Source organism: Breznakia pachnodae (genome assembly GCF_030814225.1).
Classification (GTDB): Bacteria; Bacillota_I; Bacilli_A; order Erysipelotrichales; family Erysipelotrichaceae; genus Breznakia; species Breznakia pachnodae.
Genome location: NZ_JAUSUR010000008.1, coordinates 1 through 20,712, shown reverse-complemented (window position 1 = coordinate 20,712; position 20,712 = coordinate 1). Strand labels below are relative to the sequence as shown.

17 protein-coding genes and 1 other annotated feature are annotated in these 20,712 nt (G+C 33.9%); of the genes, 1 reads left to right on the top strand and 16 read right to left on the bottom strand.

Features of this window, described 5'->3' with window-relative positions:
* Nucleotides 1–3 precede the first annotated feature (3 nt).
* Both polA and J2S15_RS17465 read right to left on the bottom strand, forming a co-directional pair.
* Nucleotides 4–2,604, bottom strand: a complete 2,601-nt coding sequence (gene polA / locus J2S15_RS17470; RefSeq protein WP_307410767.1) for a DNA polymerase I — start codon at nt 2,602–2,604, stop codon at nt 4–6.
* Nucleotides 2,605–2,672: 68 nt separating this feature from the next.
* Nucleotides 2,673–3,857, bottom strand: coding sequence for a M15 family metallopeptidase (locus J2S15_RS17465; RefSeq protein WP_307410765.1), 1,185 nt, complete (start codon nt 3,855–3,857; stop codon nt 2,673–2,675).
* 102 nt (nt 3,858–3,959) lie between these two features.
* Here J2S15_RS17465 and J2S15_RS17460 point away from each other — a divergent pair, with 102 nt between their 5' ends.
* Nucleotides 3,960–4,826 carry a metallophosphoesterase gene (locus J2S15_RS17460; protein WP_307410763.1) on the top strand — a complete coding sequence of 289 codons (867 nt, stop codon included), beginning with the start codon at nt 3,960–3,962 and terminating at the stop codon, nt 4,824–4,826.
* 44 nt (nt 4,827–4,870) lie between these two features.
* On the opposite strand, the gene leuB is transcribed toward J2S15_RS17460, so the two are convergent.
* The 14 genes from leuB to J2S15_RS17390 form a co-directional block, all read right to left on the bottom strand.
* Nucleotides 4,871–5,944 carry a 3-isopropylmalate dehydrogenase gene (leuB, locus tag J2S15_RS17455; RefSeq protein WP_307410760.1) on the bottom strand — a complete coding sequence of 358 codons (1,074 nt, stop codon included), beginning with the start codon at nt 5,942–5,944 and terminating at the stop codon, nt 4,871–4,873.
* Nucleotides 5,937–6,434: a 3-isopropylmalate dehydratase small subunit gene (leuD, locus tag J2S15_RS17450; RefSeq protein WP_307410757.1), complete on the bottom strand. Its 498-nt coding sequence runs from the start codon at nt 6,432–6,434 to the stop codon at nt 5,937–5,939. Before leuD ends, leuB begins: the two co-directional genes overlap by 8 nt.
* Nucleotides 6,434–7,705 carry a 3-isopropylmalate dehydratase large subunit gene (leuC, locus tag J2S15_RS17445; RefSeq protein WP_307410753.1) on the bottom strand — a complete coding sequence of 424 codons (1,272 nt, stop codon included), beginning with the start codon at nt 7,703–7,705 and terminating at the stop codon, nt 6,434–6,436. Before leuC ends, leuD begins: the two co-directional genes overlap by 1 nt.
* Nucleotides 7,705–9,387: a 2-isopropylmalate synthase gene (locus tag J2S15_RS17440; protein ID WP_307410750.1), complete on the bottom strand. Its 1,683-nt coding sequence runs from the start codon at nt 9,385–9,387 to the stop codon at nt 7,705–7,707. Before J2S15_RS17440 ends, leuC begins: the two co-directional genes overlap by 1 nt.
* A 23-nt stretch (nt 9,388–9,410) precedes the next feature.
* On the bottom strand, nt 9,411–11,813 hold the full coding sequence (gene leuS, locus J2S15_RS17435; protein WP_307410748.1) for a leucine--tRNA ligase: 2,403 nt from the start codon (nt 11,811–11,813) through the stop codon (nt 9,411–9,413).
* Nucleotides 11,814–12,150: 337 nt separating this feature from the next.
* Nucleotides 12,151–12,348: a binding site (T-box leader), on the bottom strand.
* 71 nt (nt 12,349–12,419) lie between these two features.
* Nucleotides 12,420–13,241: a type I methionyl aminopeptidase gene (map, locus tag J2S15_RS17430; RefSeq protein ID WP_307410746.1), complete on the bottom strand. Its 822-nt coding sequence runs from the start codon at nt 13,239–13,241 to the stop codon at nt 12,420–12,422.
* An 18-nt stretch (nt 13,242–13,259) separates the two neighbouring features.
* Complete coding sequence (locus J2S15_RS17425; RefSeq protein WP_307410743.1) at nt 13,260–13,595, bottom strand: helix-turn-helix transcriptional regulator; 336 nt, start codon at nt 13,593–13,595, stop codon at nt 13,260–13,262.
* A 62-nt stretch (nt 13,596–13,657) separates the two neighbouring features.
* Complete coding sequence (locus J2S15_RS17420; RefSeq protein WP_307410740.1) at nt 13,658–14,419, bottom strand: SDR family NAD(P)-dependent oxidoreductase; 762 nt, start codon at nt 14,417–14,419, stop codon at nt 13,658–13,660.
* A 125-nt stretch (nt 14,420–14,544) separates the two neighbouring features.
* Nucleotides 14,545–15,993 carry a 6-phospho-beta-glucosidase gene (locus J2S15_RS17415; protein WP_307410738.1) on the bottom strand — a complete coding sequence of 483 codons (1,449 nt, stop codon included), beginning with the start codon at nt 15,991–15,993 and terminating at the stop codon, nt 14,545–14,547.
* A complete protein-coding gene (locus J2S15_RS17410; protein WP_307410737.1) occupies nt 15,986–17,290 on the bottom strand; it encodes a PTS sugar transporter subunit IIC in 1,305 nt (434 codons plus the stop codon). The genes J2S15_RS17415 and J2S15_RS17410 overlap by 8 nt, the downstream gene beginning before the upstream one ends.
* 21 nt (nt 17,291–17,311) lie before the next feature.
* On the bottom strand, nt 17,312–17,608 hold the full coding sequence (locus J2S15_RS17405; RefSeq protein ID WP_307410736.1) for a PTS sugar transporter subunit IIB: 297 nt from the start codon (nt 17,606–17,608) through the stop codon (nt 17,312–17,314).
* Nucleotides 17,609–17,610: 2 nt separating this feature from the next.
* Complete coding sequence (locus J2S15_RS17400) at nt 17,611–17,937, bottom strand: PTS lactose/cellobiose transporter subunit IIA (protein WP_307410734.1); 327 nt, start codon at nt 17,935–17,937, stop codon at nt 17,611–17,613.
* Nucleotides 17,938–17,941: 4 nt separating this feature from the next.
* A complete protein-coding gene (locus J2S15_RS17395; protein WP_307410732.1) occupies nt 17,942–19,834 on the bottom strand; it encodes a BglG family transcription antiterminator in 1,893 nt (630 codons plus the stop codon).
* 185 nt (nt 19,835–20,019) lie between these two features.
* A partial coding sequence (locus J2S15_RS17390) for an FAD-dependent oxidoreductase (protein ID WP_307410730.1) occupies nt 20,020–20,712 on the bottom strand: 693 nt, incomplete at its 5' end.

Here is a 20,712-nt window from a genome sequence, read left to right as displayed (position 1 = left end):
CTCCTATTTACTGTCGTAATAATTATCAGCAAACTTCCCATCAATTGCTAATGGTACTGCTAATTTATATACATGTTCCATAGCTTCTTTCACTATGTTTTCCATTTTATCTTTTTCTTCTAATACTACATCAAACACAAGTTCATCATGAATTTGTAAGATTAACTTACTTTTCAACTTATGTTCCTTCATCATATCAACTACTTTAATCATAGCCATCTTAATTAGATCTGCTGCAGTCCCCTGGATTGGTGCATTCATCGCTGCACGTTTACCAAACTCACGAATCATATAGTTCTTATCATGAATCTCATTGATTACTCTACGACGGTTAAACAGCGTCGTAACATAACCATGTTCCTTACAGAAACTAATCGTTTCATCCATGAATTTCTTAATCATTGGATAAGATTCAAAGTAATTATCCATAAAGTCTTTTGCGGAGTTCATATCAATATTTAACTCACTGGCAAGACCAAACTGCGTTTGACCATAAACCATACCAAAGTTAACAGTTTTTGCTTCTCTACGCATTGTCGATGTAACATCTTCTTTATCCACATCAAATATCAACATTGCCGTTTTGGTATGAATATCAATTCCACTGTTAAATGCTTCAATCATTTGTTTCTCATTGGCCATATGCGCTAATACACGTAACTCAATCTGAGAGTAGTCAGCTGCATATAAAATACATCCTTCACTGGCCACAAACGCTTTACGAACCTCCCTTGCCTCTTCATCTCTAACCGACAGGTTTTGTAGGTTAGGATCAGAAGATGAAAGTCTTCCTGTCTGTGTTAGACTCTGATGATAGATGGTATGAATCTTTCCATCTTCCTGTATATGCTTTTGCAGTCCTTCTGCATAAGTAGAATTAATCTTCTGATATTTACGATATTCAATTAGTTCAGGAATAATTGGATGCGCATGTTTTAGTTTTTCAAGTACATCAATTGCAGTACTTCTTTTCTTATTGCTCTTTAAACCAAGATCATCAAACAGAACTTCTGAAAGTTGCTTTGGTGAATTTACGTTGAATTCTTTTCTAGCAAGACCATGAATCTTTTCTTCCAGACCTTTTAGGATATCTAACGTCTTTAAACGTATTTCTTCTAGCACATCTTTTGAAGTCGTAACTCCTTCTTTTTCCATTTCATATAATATATAAGACAATGGCATTTCAATATCGTAAAATACTGAATGTAAGTCTTTTGTTTCTAATTCATCCAAGATTTTTACACTTAGATTTTCCAACATAAATAATTTATGTGCGATATATCCAATTCTAGTTTCTTCATCTGCAAACTTTGGTTTACCACTTTTACCATATATTTCATCCTTTTTCATTGAATAAGGAACTCCATATACATCTAATAAACTTTCATAACTTGAAATATTGTTATTGATTAGGAATGCAGCTATTTCCAAATCAATTTTGAATTTATCAAAAGCAAATCCATAACGATCTAATAAATGGTACATCATCTTCACATCATAACCCATGTGTTGTTTTTCATTCTTCAATAATTTATGTAATGTTTCATCAATAAACATCGCATCTTTATCTAAATAATAAGCTTTATCATTTCCTTTTACTGCAATTCCATATAATTCTGCATCAAAGAATAAACCACTGTCGTAATCTAATACGACTAATACATCATCATCTAAAATTGATTCTGGCAGTTTATCAACTTTTTCTAATTCTCCACGTTCGATTTGTTCTTCTTCATCTTCAGCGGCTTCAACACTGCGAATCATTGAGTTCATTTCGTATTTTGCAAAAAATTGATTTAATTCAGGAATGTTTTCATCAAATTCAAAATCTTCCAGTTTTACATCTAAATCACAATCTGTTTTGATGGTAGCAAGTTCCTTTGAAAGAAATGCCATTTCTTTTCCATCTTCTAACTTCTCTTTTTGCTTTCCTTTTAATTCATCAATGTGTTCATATACACCTTCTACACTTCCATATGCTTTTAATAATTTCAGTGCAGTCTTTTCACCAATTCCCTTTACTCCAGGAATGTTATCTGATGCATCTCCCATCAGACCTTTCATTTCAATAATTTGCCATGGTTCAACTTCTTTTACTTCCATTAATGTAGCAGTGTCCATCTCCTGCATATCACTGATTCCCTTTTTCATCAACAATACAGATGTTGTATCATCAATTAACTGCAACAAGTCATTATCACTAGAAAGAATATGAACTTTATGATCTTTGAACTTCTTTGATAAAGTTCCTATAATATCATCCGCCTCAATCCCATCTTCTTCATAACGATAAATGCCATAAGCATCTAAATATTCACGAACAATTGGAAACTGCACTTTTAGTTCAGGATCCAACTCTTTTCTTGTTCCTTTATAATCCTTGAATTGTTCATGACGAAAAGTAGGTTTCCCACTGTCCCATGCAACCATTACATATTCCGGATTTATTTTCTTTATTGCCTTATTAATCATATTCACAAATGCATATACTGCATTTGTTGAAATACCATTACTTGTACTCATTCGTGCACCACTGTATAATGTGGCATAATACGCACGAAACAACATTGAATTTCCATCAATTAATAAAATATCACAACTCATATTATCACGTCCTCATTAGTTAATATTTTATCATAAATCTATGACTTAAACAGTAAAAAAGCAAAAGCTTATTCATCTTTTGCTTTTATTTCATCAAATGCCTTTTTTGAATCATATACTTCGGTAGCATTATCAATGCCTACATAGCGTAATGTAAGTACCTGGTAAGTTTTACCTGTAACACTTTCCTTATCTTTAGGATAACGGAAGATATAACCATATTTATGAGCATTCTCACTTAACCATTTGTATTGTTCACTTTTTTCAATTGCAGTAACATCACTTAAATCATTGATTTTTAAAGTAATTGTAAAACCCAACTGTTGTTCACTGCGACCTGGAAGATCCACAATCTTATCTAAAGCCTCTGCTTTCACAGCCTCTTTTTCTTCTTCAGTTTGTTCTTCCTTCTCTTCTTCTTTGTTATCTTTATTTTCAGTATTCTCTGTATTTTCGCCTTCCGAATTTTCAGATTGATCTTGAATTTCACCTTCAACATTCTGAGCGTTAGCAGCATTGGCTGCAGCTAAGTCATTATCATATTTTTTTGAAGCAGCATCATACACTTTAATTTGATCTTCATAACTTACAAAACCACCTGTAAGAGATAGTGTTTTATATAAATCATAATTATCATGTGCATAAGCTTCCATCATTTCCTTTAACCCACTATATGCATCTGAACGCAATTGAATACTATCATTTCCTTCAATTGATGGCGAAACTTGAATAAGCGTTGGTTCTACTGTTACCAGATCGCTTGGCGTATAGTCCATAAGTACATCATCTTCATCTAAAATTGTAGATAATTTTGAAGGATCTTCTACTAAATCTGCATCCTCAAAATATGCGTAACCATTATCAAAGTAATTCTTAATCGTTTCATATGTATAATTTTTAATCACTAATTCAAAAGTAGCTACCGAATAACTACCTCGATATTCATTTACAAATTTAATAATTTCATTATTATCAATTGGTCGATATAATTTACATGCCTGATAGTATAAAATATTCTTTACTTTAAAATCTTGAAGTTCAATAAATTCCATAAATTTATCTGGTTGAATTTTCAAGGATATAATGTAATCAATATCATCAGGATCAGTAATATATTTACGAATGATTTCTTCGTTCTCTTCAGTTATATAGCTGTATCTAGCAAATGGATCTATCTTAGAAGCCATCTGTGTATAACAAACTAAAAAAAGAATACATAAACCAACTACAAACACTGTTCTTTTAAGCTTCATACTCCACCTCCATGTAATTATAACAAAATTCACTATGAGTATACAAGATTATTTAAATTATCAAAGTACTATGGTAAAATAGTCATATGTGTAGGTGAAAGAATGAAACATAGAATATTAAAAACATTATTGTTTTCTTTAATAATTGCACTTATTTGTGCATCAACTCTATTTTATGCGATGTATATCGCACCTGAGAATATTAAGATAACGCATAAAACAATTGAAAGTAATAAAATTAGTGAATCGATTCATGATACAAATATTGCATACATCAGTGATATCCACTATGGTGAGTTTGTAGATGAAGGCCGATTCAAAGATATGATTAAAACTATTAATAGTGCAAGTGCTGATGTTGTATTATTTGGTGGTGACTTATTTACTGATCCAGCTACATTTATTAGCAATCCTGAAGCAAAACAGATGATCATTGATGAACTAAAATCAATTGAAGCTCCACTTGGAAAGTTTTATGTACTAGGAGAATGTGACATAAAGAGTGAGGAATCCAAAGCATTTGTGAAAGATATTTTGTATCAGGCAGGATTTGAAGATTTAACAAATAAAAATATCAAGATTCATAATGGTACAAGTGAAAGTTTTGTACTTGTAGGATTAGATGTTGTTAAGTCCTTAGGTGGATCTCCTGATATTCAAAGTGCTTATACCAATATAAGTGAAAATTCATTTGTAGTTGCCTTTACTCATGCACCAGATGTATATGCAGATATACCAGACAACAGTACGGATTTAGCGTTTGCGGGTCATTCACATGGTGGACAGATATCACTGCCAATCATTGGATCTCTTGATTCCATTGTAGGAGCTACCAAGTTTGAAAAAGGAACATACGAAATTAAAAATCTTACTATTGCTATTTCTAATGGTTTAGGAACAACTGATGTAGATATGCGTTTGTTTAGTTCTCCTGAAGTGTTAATGTATCGATTATCAAAGAAAGACTGAGAAACTTAAATTTCTCAGTCTTTTCATATATTTTACACACTTTTTTAATAAATCAATTCTGCGATTCGATCTCCCATTTCTTTACATCCGATTACTGTTGTATTCGCACTTTCCATATCTTTTGTACGATATCCTTGATCAAGTACTTTACCAACAGCCTCTTCAATCACTTTTGCTTCATTTTCCATATGGAATGAATATTTCATCATCATTGCCACTGAAAGAATTGTACCAATTGGATTTGCCATATCCATTCCTGCAATATCTGGAGCACTACCATGAATTGGTTCATACATTCCACGGGTACTATCACCAAACGAAGCCGATGGAATTGTTCCAATTGTACCTGTAATCATACTTGCTTCATCACTTAAGATGTCACCGAACATGTTTTCGGTAAGGATTACATCAAACTGTGCTGGATTCTTACATAACTGCATGGCTGCATTATCAACATACATATGTGACAATTCAACATCAGGATAGTCTTTCGCAACCTCAACTACTACTTTTCTCCATAGTTTTGATGAATCAAGTACGTTTGCCTTATCAACACTACATACTTTTTTACCACGAAGTCTTGCAGTATCAAATGCAACTTTGGCAATTCTCTTCACTTCTGATTCTGAATATTTCATCACATCATAGGCAACTGCTTCACCATCTTTTTCTTCCGTCACATGATCGCCAAAATAAACTCCACCTGTTAGTTCTCTAACAACCATAAAGTCAATTCCAGCATCTACGATTTCTTCTCTTAATGGAGAAGCATCACGTAATTGGTCAAATAGTTTCGCAGGACGCAAATTTGCATATAAACCAAGCAGACTACGAATTCCAAGTAATGCTCGTTCTGGACGGTTTTCTGCAGGCTGTGAGTCATATTTTGGACCACCTACTGCACCTAATAGTACACTATCACTTGCAAGACATACATCAATTGTTTCCTGTGGTAATGCTTTACCACATTTATCGATTGCTGCACCTCCAGCATCTACATAAATTAACTCAAAACTGTGTCCAAACTTATCTTCAATTTTCTTTAGTACTTTTACTGACTCTTCAATAATTTCAGGACCAATTCCATCTCCTTTAATAACTGCTATTTTCTTATTCATTAAATTTCCCCTCTCTAATGGCATTTAAATAACCATTTGAACTGATAATCTTTTGAATAAACTCCGGAAATGGAGCAAATGTATAGGTATCTCCACTTGTTAGGTTTGTAATTACACCACCATCAAAGTCAACAGATACTTCATCGCCATTGTTAATTCCATCGACTGCCTCAGGACATTCAATGATAGCTAATCCTATATTAATTGCATTACGATAAAAGATTCTGGCAAAGCTTTTTGCGATTACACAAGAGATTCCACTTGCTTTAATTGCAATTGGTGCATGCTCTCTTGAAGAACCACAACCAAAGTTTTGCTCAGCGACCATAATGTCACCTTCTTTTACCTTTTTCACGAAATCAATATCAATATCTTCCATACAGTGAGAAGCCAATTCTTTATGATCCTGTGTATTTAAATGTCTTGCCGGTATAATAACATCAGTATCAACGTTATCACCATACTTATGTACGAAACCTTGTGCTTTCATTATTCTACCTCCGTTATATCACTTGGTGCAGCGATACGACCTACTATAGCCGATGCCGCAGCAACTTCTGGTGAAGCTAAGTATACTTCACTTCTTGGATGTCCCATACGACCAACGAAGTTTCTGTTTGTCGTTGCAACACAACGTTCATCTTCTGCTAAGATTCCCATATATCCACCTAGACATGGTCCACATGTTGGTGTTGATACTACACAACCTGCATCAATAAAGATATCTAAGAATCCTTCTTTGATACATTGTTTATAGATTTCCTGTGTAGCAGGAATTACAATACAGCGAATATTATCAGCAATTTTCTTGCCTTTCATAATTTCAGCTGCAGCTTTCATATCAGAGTAACGTCCGTTTGTACAAGAACCAATCACTACTTGATCAATGACTACATCTCCCCACTCACTTTGCGTTTTTGCGTTTTCAGGAAGATGTGGAAAGGCAACTGTATGTTCAATTGTTGATAAATCTATATCGTATACTTCATCATATACAGCATCTTCATCTGCCTTATAAATAACTGGCTTACGTGTACTGCGAGCATTTACATAGTCTAGTGTAATGTCATCCACTTCGAAGATTCCATTTTTCGCACCAGCTTCAATTGCCATATTAGCAATACATAAGCGATCATCAATTGTAAGGTTTTTAAGTCCTTCACCTGTAAATTCCATTGATTTGTAAAGTGCACCATCTACCCCGATCATACCAATGATATGTAGAATTACATCTTTACCACTAATATTTTTATTTAACTTTCCAGTTATATTAAATTTTAAAGCACTAGGAACTTTAAACCATGCTTTTCCTGTTGCCATACCTGCAGCCATATCGGTACTACCGACTCCTGTAGAGAACGCTCCCAAAGCACCATATGTACATGTATGAGAATCGGCACCGATGATCAAATCACCAGTTGTTACAATCCCCTGTTCAGGAAGTAAAGCATGCTCAACCCCCATATTACCCACATCATAATAATGCTTAATATCAAATGCTTTTGCAAAGCAGCGACATTGTTTTGTCTGAGTTGCTGCTTTAATATCTTTGTTTGGTGTAAAATGATCCATTACCAAAGATATTTTTTCTGTATCAAATACTTCTTTAAAATCTGCTTTTTCAAACTCATTAATTGCAACTGGTGTCGTAATATCATTACCTAATACCATATCCAAGTTTGCCATAATAAGTTGACCGGCTTCGACCTTATCAAGACCTGCATGTTTTGCAAGAATCTTTTGTGACATTGTCATCCCCATTAGTTTTCTCCCCCAATCTTTGCTTTTTCATTAACTGCTCGATTGATTGCACTGACCATTCCTAAAATAGAAGCAGCAATAATATCATCATTGATACCAACACCAAAACGTGTTTCTTTCATACAATCAATAATTTCTACATAGGCACACGCTTGTGAAGATGATCCTTTACTTAGCGAGTGCTCGTTGTAATCAATAATGTCAAATGATAAATCTAGATTATCACGAAGCGCATTCGCCACTGCATCCAGACGACCATTTCCTTTTGCTGATACAACTTTTTCTTCACCCTTGAATCGTATTGACAATTCAACCGATATATCACCATTACGTGTAAAGTGATAATCAATCAACTCAAGTGGAGTCTGAAGATTCACAAAATCACGATGGAAAATATCTTTAATTTCATCTGGCATCAGTTCAGAATGACGTTTGTCAGATATATCTTTGATATAGTATCCAAACCCTTCTCTAAAACGTGGTGGTAAATCAAATCCATAGTATTCTTCAAGTAAGTATCCAATTCCACCTTTACCAGATTGTGAGTTAATACGAATAACATCACTTTCATATTTTCTTCCAACATCCTCAGGATCAATAGGAAGATATGGAACTGTCCATTTCTCACTACCTTTTTCCTCACGATATTTAAGACCTTTGGCAATTGCATCCTGGTGACTACCAGAGAATGCAGCAAACACTAATTTACCAGCATATGGTGTACGATCATACACACGCATTCTAGTAACATCTTCATATACTTCCACAATATCATTCATATTAGAGAAGTTTAGTTTTGGATCTACTCCATGTGTATACATATTCATAGCCAATGTAACAATATCGACATTACCTGTACGTTCTCCATTTCCAAACAATGTACCTTCTACACGGTCCGCACCAGCCAAGATACCTAATTCTGTATCCGCAACTGCACAACCACGATCATTGTGTGGATGTAGTGAAATTACTACATTCTCACGATTGCTCATATGCTTAGACATATACTCAATCTGTGAAGCATATACATGTGACATACTCATTTCAACTGTAACTGGCAAGTTAATAATTACTTTCTTGTCAGGTGTTGGTTGCCAAACATCAATGACTGCATTACATACTTCTAATGCATACTCAACTTCCGTACCAGTAAAACTTTCTGGTGAATATTGAAAACGAATATCGCCATCTGCTTCTGCAGCCAATTCTTTTAATAGTTTCGCTCCATCTGTAGCTATCTTTAATATCTGTTCTTTGGTTTTTCTAAATACTTGTTCACGTTGTGCGAGAGAAGTTGAATTATAAACATGTACGACTGCCTTCTTACAACCTTTTAGTGATTCGAATGTCTTTTTAATAATATGTTCACGTGCTTGTGTCAGCACTTGAATCGTTACATCATCAGGAATTAAATTCTGATCAATTAACGCTCTTAAGAACTCATACTCGGTTTCACTGGCTGCCGGAAATCCAACTTCAATTTCTTTAAATCCAACATCTACTAATAATTTGAAGAAACGAATTTTTTCTTCTAAATCCATTGGAATAATTAAAGACTGGTTTCCATCACGCAAGTCAACACTACACCAGATTGGTGCTTTATCAATATATTCTTTTTTCACCCAATCGAAACAAGGTTCCGGTGGCATGAAATAACCTCTTTCATATTTTTTATGATTCATACTTCTTCCTCCCACTTATAGTTTTAAACTACAATGTTTACTAATTTATTTTTAATTACAATAACTTTACGTATTTCCTTTCCTTCCGTGTATGTTTTAACCGCATCCAAAGCTAACGCTTCTTCTTTGATTGCATCATCACTGCTTCCATTTGCCATCATAAACTTCGCGCGAAGTTTACCATTTACCTGAACAATAATTTCAACTTCATCTTGAACTAACATTTTTTCATCATAGGTAGGCCAGTCTGCATAAGTTAAGCTTTCTTGTTCATTGAAGACTGTACTCCATAATTCTTCACCTAAATGAGGTGCGAAGCATGCAAACATCTTCACAAATCCTTTTAAGTATTCAATATATAATTCATCTGCTTTATAACACTCATTAATGAAAATCATCATTTGTGATATTGCTGTATTTAAATTTAAGGTTTCAATATCACCAGATACCTTCTTAACCGTTGCATGATAAACTCTATCTAAACTATGGTTATTTGTTTCTACCATCTTATCCTGATATTCACTAAATAAACGATATACTCTGTCTAACCATTTTCTAGTACCTTCAACTCCTGCATGTGACCATGGTTTACTTGCTTCTAATGGTCCCATAAACATTTCATATACTCTTAATGTATCAGCACCAAACTGTTCAACGATATCATCAGGATCAACTACAAACTCAGGGAAGCGTTTTCCCATCTTGATTCCATTTTCCCCTAAAATCATTCCTTGGTGAATCAGTTTCTTAAATGGTTCTTTTACTGGAACTACTCCTTTATCATATAAGTAGTTGTTCCACATTCTTGCATATAATAAGTGTCCTACTGCATGTTCTGGTCCACCAATGTATAAATCTACTGGTAACCAGTGTTTTAATAATTCTTTATCTGCTAACACTTCATCATTATTAGGATCAATATATCTAAGGAAATACCAACTAGACCCTGCACTACCTGGCATTGTACTTGTTTCTCTTTTTCCTTTAATTCCATCAACTTCCACATTTACCCAATCCTGATCACGATCAAGTGGTGATGCACCACCTTTTCCAGGAGAGTAATCTTTTAATGCAGGTAAGATAAGTGGTAATTCATCATCACGTAAACTAATTTGGTTTCCGTTTTCTAATGTTACTACTGGAATTGGTTCTCCCCAATAACGTTGTCTTGCGAAAATCCATTCGCGTAAACGATAATTAATCTTTTTCGTTCCACATTTATGTTCTTCCAACCAATTGATCATCGTATCAATTGCATCCTGTTTTCCTAAACCATTTAAGAAATCAGAGTTAATATGAACACCATCACCAACAAAGGCTTCTTTACTGATATCTCCACCTTCCAATACTGGAATGATTTCAATACCAAATTTTGTTGCAAATTCATAATCTCTTTCATCATGTGCAGGAACTGCCATGATTGCTCCAGTACCATAAGTACTTAATACATAATCACTAATCCAGATTGGAACTTTCTTACCATTTACTGGATTAATTGCATAAGCTCCAGTAAAGGCACCTGTCTTTTCTTTATTTAATTCAGTTCTTTCAATTTCTGATTTACTAGCTGCTGCTAATTTGTAAGCATCTACATCCGCTTTTTTATCAGTTGTTGTAATCTTATCAACAAGTTCATGTTCTGGCGCTAATACACAATATGTAGCTCCAAATAACGTATCTGCTCTTGTAGTAAATACATCAAATGATGCATCATATCCATCTACGCTAAACGTTACACTCGCTCCAATTGATTTACCAATCCAGTTTCTTTGCATTTCTTTTGTTGATTCAGGCCAGTCAATTGTATCCAAACCATCCAATAACTTTTCTGCATAAGCTACAATATCAATTACCCATTGACGCATATTCTTACGAATAACTGGATAACCTCCACGTTCACTTTTACCATCAATTACTTCATCGTTTGCTAATACTGTACCTAATTCTTCACACCAGTTCACTGGCATATCAACACATTTTGCTAATCCATCATCAAATAATTGTTTGAAGATCCATTGTGTCCACTTATAGAATGAAGGATCACTTGTAGCAATTTCTTTACTCCAGTCATATGACATACCTAATGTTTTTAACTGTCTGGTAAATGTCTTAATGTTTTCATTTGTGAAGTCTTTTGGATTGTTACCAGTACTGATTGCATATTGTTCAGCTGGTAATCCAAAACTGTCATATCCCATTGGGTGTAAAACATTAAACCCTTCCATTCTTTTTTTACGGCAAATAATATCCGTTGCCGTATATCCTTCTGGATGTCCAACATGTAATCCTATTCCTGAAGGATAAGGAAACATATCCAAAGCATAATACTTTGGTTTACTAAAGTCTCTTATATCAGTATAGAATGTATTATGATCATCCCAATACTGTTGCCATTTCTTTTCAATTTTCTTATGATTAAACACCATACGTCTTACTCTCCTTTATTTAACAAGAAAATGATTTCTAAGAAATCATATTAAATACAAAGATTTAATACCAGGCACCTTTCTTGTGGCCCTGTAAGATTATTTTCTTCTTCATCTTTCCTTATGCAAGGTGTTACGATAAAGAATTCAAATCAATCCTGCTCCATTTACACACAATGAAATTCCATCTACAATACCGACCAGCCATCTTCCATTAGTGACTGCATTAATATTGTAGTTCCATTTTGTGCTTACTTTTTTATTAACATTTATTTCTTTTTATCCTAATATTTTTATAGAACTTTCCTAATTAATAAAAAAACGTCCTTAGATTTACTCTAAGGACGTATATTACGCGGTACCACCTTAGTTCATATACAAACGTACATGCACTTCATTTATCGTTAACGCCGACCTACGAATAGCTTATCTATTAGCTCCCTGACAAGTTCGCTTCTATTACACACAAGTTTTCACCAACCACTTGCTCTCTACTGTGTTTTTCAAAGTTACTACTTCAGTTCCTAGCTGTATTAGATGTTATTATAAATGATAAATGAAAATTTTACAATACTTTCTTGAAAGTTTCATAAATTTACATTTTCATTAGTATGCAATTACCTCATATCCATCTTCCGTTACTAAAATGGTTTTCTCCCATTGAGCTGATGGTTTTTGATCAACAGTATAAATTGTCCATCCATTCTCTTCATCTAGAAAAATTGATGGTCCTCCTGCATTAATCATCGGTTCAACGGTAAACATCATACCTGGCACCATAAGCATGCCTGTATCTTTCTTGGATACAAAACTTACCCATGGATCTTCATGAAACTCTAGCCCTACTCCATGACCACCTACTTCACGAACTACACTATAGCCATTCTTAACTGCATGAGCATTCACTGCAGCACCAACATTACCAATTGGTGTCCATGGCTTGATTTGTTCAATACCAGCTTCCATACACTCTCTGGCAATCTCTACAAGCCGCTTCTTATCTTTTGATATATTGCCTACACAGAACATTCTTGATGAATCTGAATAATAGCCATTATAAATTGTAGAAACATCAATATTAACAATATCTCCATCCATTAGTACTTGGTTATCGTTAGGAATGCCATGACATACTTCATTATCAATTGAAATACAGCAACTCTTTGGAAATCCTTCATAACCAAGTGGCGCAGGAATTGCACCATGAGCAAGTGTCTTTTCATAAATAAGATTATCTAGATATTCAGTTGTGACACCTGCTTTTACAAATTCACCAATATAATCAAGCAATGCAATATTAATTTTTGCACTATCTTTAATTCCCTGAATCTGTTCATCTGTTTTAATTAGACTCATCTTTGGAACTTCATATCCTAAATTTTCATATCTTCTTAACTTCTTTTTAATTTCTAATCGTTTATCGTTCATAATTTACCCCATCTTGTGTTAGAGCTGTCCACTACGATAGTGTTCACGATATTCTCTAGGTGATTTAAGATAAACCACTCGAAACGCTCTACTCAGCACTTCACTAGAAGAATAACCATAACGATATGCAATATCAATAATACGCTCACTAGTAGCTACTAAATCATTTGCGATTGCTTCAAGTTTACAGTTTGCAAGATACTTCTTATAAGTCATCCCTGTAAATTCTTTGAATTCCCTCGAACAGTGAAATGCAGAATATCCAACATAGTCAGCCATTTCTTCTAAACTTGGTGACTGCTCAACATTATGTTTTACCCACATTACCATTTTCTCTTTCGTCTGTATCGACATCTCTACACTCCTTCCTAACTATATCAATAATTATATTAAAATACATGATATGAATTGCTGTTTTATTTTGATGGTCCTGAATGTTTAAATTGATAATCGCATAGTGTAAACGCAAAATCTTCACGGCTCACAATTCCTAAGCAGTTATCGCTTTCGTATAAATCAATAAGAAACTGAGCGACTTCTTCACTCGTATGAAATTTTTCATACTTATCTTCATATTTAAAGTCCTGATCATTGTTTGCAACTTCAGCAAATTCCGTTTTGGTCAAGAATGGTGCCAGAACTTTTACTTTCATTTTTGCGCCTTCATTATCTAATTCCATTGCCAATCCTTCACTAAAGGAACTAACAAAGAATTTTGTAGCACAATAAGCAACCGCTCCTTGTACAATTGTATAACCACCAGCTGATGAAACATTAATTAGTTGAGTATCATCTTTATTTTTATAATCACGGATAAATAAAGTTGATAAAATACTAACTGCTTCAATATTCAGATGCAGCATATCCTGCAGTTTATCAAGTGGTAATTCATCTTGTTTTCCATATACACCAAAACCAGCATTATTAATCCAAGTCTTTATATCATAATCAGCCAATTGATTATATAGCTTATAACAGTTTTCCATTATTGATAAATCCAATGCAAAATATATACAATCTATATTTGGGTTTATTTGTAATATCTCTTCCTGTAATTCCTCTAATCTGGATTCACGACGAGCAACCAGTATAACATTATCTCCACGTTGAGCAAATTTAATTGCACTGGCATATCCAATTCCTGAACTTGCACCTGTAATTACTGTATATCTCTTCATATTCTTACCCTCCTTTTTTTGTTTATAAGTTGCTATATTAATCGACACGAACTATAAACTTCCTATTTATTAATATACCACTTTACGCAACAAAAGACATCATTGATGTCCCTTGTTTCATTATTTTAATCTAATTTTTCTCCATTGCTTGCAATTACTTTCTTATACCAGTAATAGCTCTTTTTAGGATAACGCTGTAATGTTCCATTTCCATAATTATCTTTATCTACATAGATGAAACCATAGCGTTTTTCCATTTCTGAAGTTCCAGAAGAAACCAAATCAATACATCCCCAAGGCGTATATCCCATCAGTTCAACCCCATCTTTCACTGCTTCGCCCATTTGTTTGATGTGTTCCCTAAAATATTGGATTCTTCCATCATCTTGAATATACTTGTCATCTGGTATCTCTTCCAGCATTCCAATTCCATTTTCTACAACAAACAATGGAATCTGATAACGATCATATAAATTATTAAGCGCAATTCGAAGTCCAATCGGATCGATTTGCCATCCCCATTTACTAGCTTTCAGATGTGGATTCTTTACAGTTATTACACCATTGCCATCAGTTGTTTCCATACCTTCTCTATCATAAGCCGATACGGATGTTGAATAATAACTGAATGATAAGAAGTCAACGGTGTAACTTCGAATGATTTCATCATCTCCTAATTCTTTTTTAATATGAATATTATGCTCTTCAAAATAACGTTTACTGTAACTTGGATAATATCCTCTTACTTGAACATCTGAGAAGAACAATTCAAAACGACTGTCCTGAATAGACTGCATTACATCTTCTGGCTTACATGTCAGAGGATAATATTCATCTCTTCCTAACATTGCCCCAATTAAGATGTTATCATTTGTTTCTCTTGCAATTTTAGTTGCTAAGGAACTCGCTACAAATTGATGATGTGCTGCCTGATATTGTGCTTCTATCATATTGTCTACTTTATCACTTAAGATGCCACCAAGCATATAACCACTTAATGTAATCAAGTTCAGTTCATTGAATGTAAGCCAATACTTTACTTTATGACCAAACCGTTCAAACAATACTTTGCAGTATCTTGTATAAAATGTAATTAACTTTCTATTTAGCCAGCCACCATATTCTGTAACTAGGTTTAATGGCATTTCAAAATGCGAAATAGTAATTAATGGTACAATTCCATATTTTAAGCATTCATCAATTACATCTTCATAAAACTGTAATCCTTTTTCATTTGGTTGTAGTTCATCACCATTTGGAAAAATACGAGTCCAAGCAATTGAGAAACGAAATACTTTAAACCCAAGATCTGCAAACATTGCAATATCTTCTTTGTAGTGATGGTAAAAATCAATTCCATCTCTTCTAGGAAAATATCCTTCTTTATCTTGTAGAGCATTTTCGACATCTTGTGAAGACATTGTTTTTAATTTCTTGGAGTTATCACCAAACGATAATATATCAATTACAGAATACCCTTTACCATCAACATCAAATGCTCCTTCACATTGATTTGCTGCAACAGCACCACCCCATAAAAAGTTTTCTGGGAAACGTTTCTTATAATTATTCATTCGCTAGTGTTGCAGCTGTATCTGTTTGTATTGCTGCCTGTTCTTCCTGATATTTTTCTTCATCTGCTTTTTTGAAGAATGGATAGTAAATTACAACTGACATAATAACTAGAACCAACTGTAGTGCAGCTATCTTCCAGCTACCATAGAAGAATCCCATAATAACCATTGGCACCCCTAAAGGAAGATACACTCCATTCATTGGTGGTACAATTCCAATTGCAGTCACAAAGTAGGCAAACAATCCACCTGTAAGCGGTGCAAGGATAAACGGCACCACAAACTTAACATTCAATACCATAGGTATACCAAAGATTAGTGGTTCATTAATATTAAACACTCCAGGTACTAATGATAACTTCCCTAATGTAGAAAACTGTTTACTTCTTGATCTAAACGCCATAAGAATAACTAATCCAATTGTTTGTCCAGAACCACCTAAACAGATATTCCATATAAATGCATCACCAATAATATTTGGCATAACCTCACCTGCCTGGAATGCTGCTAAGTTTTGCATATCCAATGATAATAATACTGGTAACATTACATTATAGACAACTGCCATCCCGTGGATGCCAAAGAACCAAAGAATTGAAATCATTAATGTCATAATGATAAGTGCTGGTAATGTTCCACCCAGTGATTCTAGTGGTGTCTGAACAATCCCATAAATGCATGAATGAATATTTCCAAAATCAGTAGCCATAAATAATCCGCGAATTGCAATTGCTAAGAAAGCAATAACGAATACTGGAATTAAACCACTAAAACTCTTTTCTACTGTTGGTGGCACTCCTTCAGGCATTTTAATAATCCAGTTGTGATCTAAAATATATGCATAAATACGTGAAATTATTAAACCAAAAATAATAGCTACAAATAATCCTTTTGAGCCTAACCATTCCATTGGTAATGCTTCTACCATTGATTCACCTACTTCAAATACCCCTAATGGTGTCACAATTAAGAAAGCAAATAATGAGAACAGTCCTCCTAATGGACCATCATGTCCAAATGACTCCGACATTGCATGACCAATAAAATATACAACGTAAATCGAAATGATGTTTGTTGTAAACTGTGTTGGTAATGTTAGTAGTTCCCCTAAGAATGTACTATCTAAAAACTCAATATATGGTTCCCATCCAATTGATAATGTTAATGTAAATAACGCTCCAACAATCATAAACGGCATTGTTCTAGACATCCCTACTGAAATTGCCTGAATATACTTGTTTCTTTGAATCGTCATTGCAAATTTATGTAATCCCTTTTTCATTGAATCCCAATTCATAATTTTCTCCTTTATTTTTCTCTATTTCTGTAATGCCAATGCATCCTCAAGTACTGCATCACCATTCATTGTTCCATACTTAATACTGTCAATAACCGCCATTGGCATATCTGGATATTGAGCTCTTAAATCTTCTTCCGCATAACTTAGTTGCGGTCCAATCAATAAAATATCTGTCTGTTTGATTACCTTTTCTAAGTTCGTCCAGCTATGTGCTGAAATCACAACATCAATTCCCTTTTTCTTTGCTGCTTCATCCATTCTTGCCACTAGCATACTAGTAGACATTCCAGCTGAACAAATAAGTGTAATTTGCATAATTATTTCTCCTTCTTTAATTCATATATTTCTTTATACAAATGAATCATTTCATCTGTACTATCAATAAATGATAATGTATTCATCATGTGGTCTTGTGCATGCACCATCAATAGCGAAACCGTCGTTGCATCACCATTTGCTTCCTTATGCAATAAGTCTGTTTGTGATTGATGAGCTTCTCCTATGTGTTCACGAGCTTCTTTCAAATGTTTTTCTGCTTCATCAAACTCATGTTTTCTGGCAAACCGTAATGCCTTCATTGCTGAGTTCTTTGCATCCCCACTATGTAGAATCAAACTCATTCCGCTTTCATTAAATTCTTCCATACTCTTATACCTTTCTCTTTAATAGTTTTATAAAGTTAGCATATGTTCTATCTTTGATAATTAAGTCGACACTTTCTTTGTCAATAATTAATCTACTTAGAAAATCAAATAATGCCCTTAATTCTTTTTGATCTGTTTCTTCATTACAAGTTAAGAAAATCAATTGTACTTTCTCCTGCGCCCAATCGATTGGTTCTTCTAAAATACAAACACTTACAAATGTTTCTGTAGTAATCAATCCATCCGGATGTGGCATTGCAATCAGATTTCCAAATGTTGTATATCCAAGTTTTTCTCTTCTTAATACTGCTGGATATAACTCTGATGTGAAAACATCTTTCTTTATATTGGTTACTCGTTCACAAAGTTCTTTCAGTACTTCATCATATTCTCTTGATTCAACATCATTGAAGAATAAATTTTCACTAAAGTACTTCATAATATTCTGACGTGTACTCAAACCTGTTAATACCTTTTCAATTTGATGATGATCTTGTTCACTCAAAAAGTAATTAATATATACAGCATCATCAGGAATCAATTCTGATTCATTTACTGTAGTGAAAATTACATCATATTTACTTATATCAAGTGCAGGTAGTTCATACACATTACGAATATCAATTTCTGAAATCATTTCAGGAAACCATCTGCGAAGTCGATACGTAAATAATAGTGAATCTCCTCTTCGTGAAGAACTTATTAATAAGATACTTTTCTTTTCTATATCAAAGTCTCGTTTTTCTACTGCTAAACTAAAGTGAACAGTTAAATAAGATAACTCCCCAAGTGACATACTTTTTCCTGTAATCTCTTCCATATAACTAGAAGCTACTACCGCAAACTCATATGCAAGTGAGAATGATTGTTTGATTTCTTTCTCCAATTCATTTTCTAATTGAATACTTTGCATCATTCTTAGTTTTAGCGGCATTAAATGTAGAGCCAGAGAAACTCGTAACTCAATATCATCTGCTAAATCAATATGCCATGTTGAATTGATACGTTTCAATATCTCTAACACATCATCGTTAATTTCATCCGTAATAAAATCCGGATTATAATGATTCTTCTTTGCTTGAATATTGATTGCAAGATTTACAATTTCACTTTCTTCAACCTGAAACACAAACTCATTTGCCAGTATCTCCAGAATATTTTTAGCGATATGCACTTCATTACTACTCATATCAAAATTTGAATCTTCTATGTTTATCTTTAAGTAATTACCACTGCGCATTCTTTCAACTGATATATAAATATGCATAATGATGTTCTGTAGTACAACATCTGATATCTTATATTCCTCTTTTACTAATGTATCAATTAATACTTCACTGATTTTTTCGAATAAGTCTAAATCTTTGAAGTGTACGGTATTCACGGTATCTGAGTGAAAGATCGTTGATAAATTTACCAATACTTTACGTTTCGCAAATTCACTTCCCTCAATTTTGATACCCAAGGGATGTTTTGAAGAAATGAACAATTCATATTCTTCTAATTTCAATTTAATCTCTTTAATATCATTTGATAGAGTTGATTTTGAAACCAGAAACTCATCGCAGATATCTTCATATCTTATATAGTCACTTTGATTCAACAGATAATCAGCAATACTACTTAGTCTTGCCTTTTTCTCGTTCATATCTTGAAGAGTATTCTCGTTTTTTGATATATGCATAAGAACAGAATCATCACCTTCTAAAATATATCCATGATTTCTGACGTTATTAATATGTGCTTGTTCTTTGAGCGAATCATTAATTGTCTGTACTTCTTTTTGTATTGTTCGAACGCTAACATCTAACTCTGTCGATAATTCCTTCACCGATGTATACAATGGCTTATTTTTAATTAAAATTTGAACAATTCTTCTCTGTCTATTTGATAACATAGTTCCTCCTCTCTACAATATGGATCACGAATTATCTCCTACCCTAATTATCATGATTACCATACTATCTGTCATTACATGATATTTCACTTTAAAGTGAAACCGATTAAATCATCAAAAAAGAAGCCCCGTATAGGACTTCTTCACTAAAAATCATTGTTATTACATAATAACAAATTAATTAACTATTTACTTTGAATGTACTCATCCATTGCAGCTGCAGCTTCTTTTCCTGCACCCATTGCAAGAATTACAGTAGCAGCGCCAGTAACTGCATCTCCACCAGCATAAACACCCTCACGAGTTGTTTTACCATGTTCATCAGTTACTAGACATCCCCATTTGTTTGCTTCCAATCCTTCTGTTGTGTGACGGATTAGTGGGTTTGGTGATGTTCCAATTGACATAATCATACAGTCTACGTCAAGCACAAAGTTACTTCCTTCTTTGACGATTGGTCTTCTTCTGCCACTTTCATCAGGTTCACCTAGTTCCATCTCTACACATTCCATACCACATACATAGCCATTCTCATCTCCCAATACTCTTACTGGGTTTGTTAATGTCTTGAAGATAATTCCTTCTTCCTCTGCATGTTCTACTTCTTCTGCACGTGCAGGAAGTTCATTCATACTTCTACGGTATACAATGTATACTTCTTCCATTCCAACTCTTTTTGCACATCTTGCTGCATCCATCGCAACATTACCACCACCGATAATTGCTGCTCTTTTTGCTTTGAAGATTGGTGTATCTACACCTTCTTTATATGCTTTCATTAAATTGAAACGAGTTAAAAATTCATTTGCTGAGAATACTCCATTTAAGTTTTCTCCTGGCATTCCCATAAAGTTAGGAAGTCCTGCTCCACTACCTAC